The following is a 1,509-nucleotide window of genomic DNA, read 5'->3' as shown; positions in this document are numbered from 1 at the left end:
ATCTTCGCTCGCATCGATTTCATCGCAGTTTTACTCACAGCTGGAGTAAAGCTTGTGAAACGCAAACCATTTCTTTGGTTCTTGGCTTCCCTAGGTCTAAATGTAAATCCTAGAAAATCAAACGATATGTTTTTATATTTCAATCTGCGATTACTATCTTTGCAATAAACAATCTTTGTTTTATCAGGGTGCATTTCTAAACCACATTCCATAAAACGTTTTTCTAACCTGAGTCGAATTTCTTGGGCTTCAGATTCTGTTTTGCAGTGCACTAACCCATCATCTGCATAACGGCACCATGATATCTGTGGAACATTGCGTGTCATCCATGAATCAAAAACATAATGCAGAAACAAGTTGCTTAATACTGGGCTAATAACCCCACCTTGCATCACACCTTTGATTTTCTCTTGGAGAGTGCCATCTGGTAGTTGCATTGGCGTTACTAGCCATCTTTCTATATAGAGCAATACCCATTCACTATTTGTATGCTTTCTGACTGCTTTCATTAGAAGTTGGTGATCGATGTTATCAAACAGACCTCGAATATCGTACTCTAACACCCAGTTATACTGCCAACATCTCTTACGTGTGATGCTTACAGCATCTAACGCTGATTTATTAGCCCTGTATCCATACGAATCAGGGTGAAAATGAGGTTCGACACAAGGCTCAAAGACTAACTTAACCGCCATTTGCGCTATTCTGTCTGCCACCGTGGGAATGCCAAGAATCCTTTCCCCTCCTGGGGATAGGAACCGCTTTCACCGCAGGAGGAAAGTAACTCCCTGATGACATTCTATTCCAAAGCTTGTAAAGATTGTTCTTTAGATCTTTTGCAAAATCCTCAAGCGATTCTTTATCAACACCAGCCGCACCAGCATTTGCTCTTACAAGCTTATAGGCTTGTACAAATAGTTGTTTCGGAATATTAAATGGTTTTGTCTTTTCCAACTATTTCCTCCTGAGCGAATCAGTTGAATATTGAATTAGACTGCTTAGCACAGCCCCTTTGCTCCGCCACCATTACAGTGACTTCCTCGCTACTACGAGCTGTTCCGTCCCAGTGCTTTGCATCAGTACTCTCATCCTTGTGAATGTGTCACTTGGATTTCTCCCTTAGCATCAAAACGACTGGTTCCCACAGTTCCATAAAGAAGCCCAGATTAGACTCACGCCATCTTCACGCCGAGTACCACTTGCGCAGCTTTCAGGTCTACCCGCAAATTTATCCCAGAGTACAGCCTAAACCCTTGGTTTTGATACTGTGTTTAAAGCTAACGACGCTTCACCGATGGTTCATTGATATTCGTCTTTCTAATCCATACCTGCTGAGTGTTCCCAGCTTTTCTTCAACGCTCACCACCCCTGCTCTTAACAAAAGCAGTTTGAAGTAGTTTGATACCTGTTCCTGACAACCGATACCGATGGGCCTACCATCATCTTCTTTATAGCTTTACCAAGATAATATTCTGTCCTGGAATATTATTGGTGTGCCTGTGGCACACA

The 1,509-nt window shown here is 42.2% G+C and carries 2 protein-coding genes; both read right to left on the bottom strand.

The genetic code is table 11. The features are described 5' to 3' along the window. Window positions 1-695: reverse transcriptase domain-containing protein (locus LDG_RS13080; RefSeq protein ID WP_233491540.1), on the bottom strand; the 695-nt coding region annotated here is incomplete at its 3' end. Then, on the bottom strand, window positions 685-954 hold the full coding sequence (locus LDG_RS20345) for a hypothetical protein (RefSeq protein WP_006871875.1): 270 nt from the start codon (window positions 952-954) through the stop codon (window positions 685-687). The genes LDG_RS20345 and LDG_RS13080, both read right to left, overlap by 11 nt. Between the last annotated feature and the right edge of the window lie 555 nt (window positions 955-1,509).

The sequence above is a fragment of the Legionella drancourtii LLAP12 genome (genome assembly GCF_000162755.2).
GTDB lineage: Bacteria > Pseudomonadota > Gammaproteobacteria > Legionellales > Legionellaceae > Legionella > Legionella drancourtii.
Note: the sequence above shows the minus strand (reverse complement) of the source record. Positions and strands in the feature narration are given on the sequence as shown.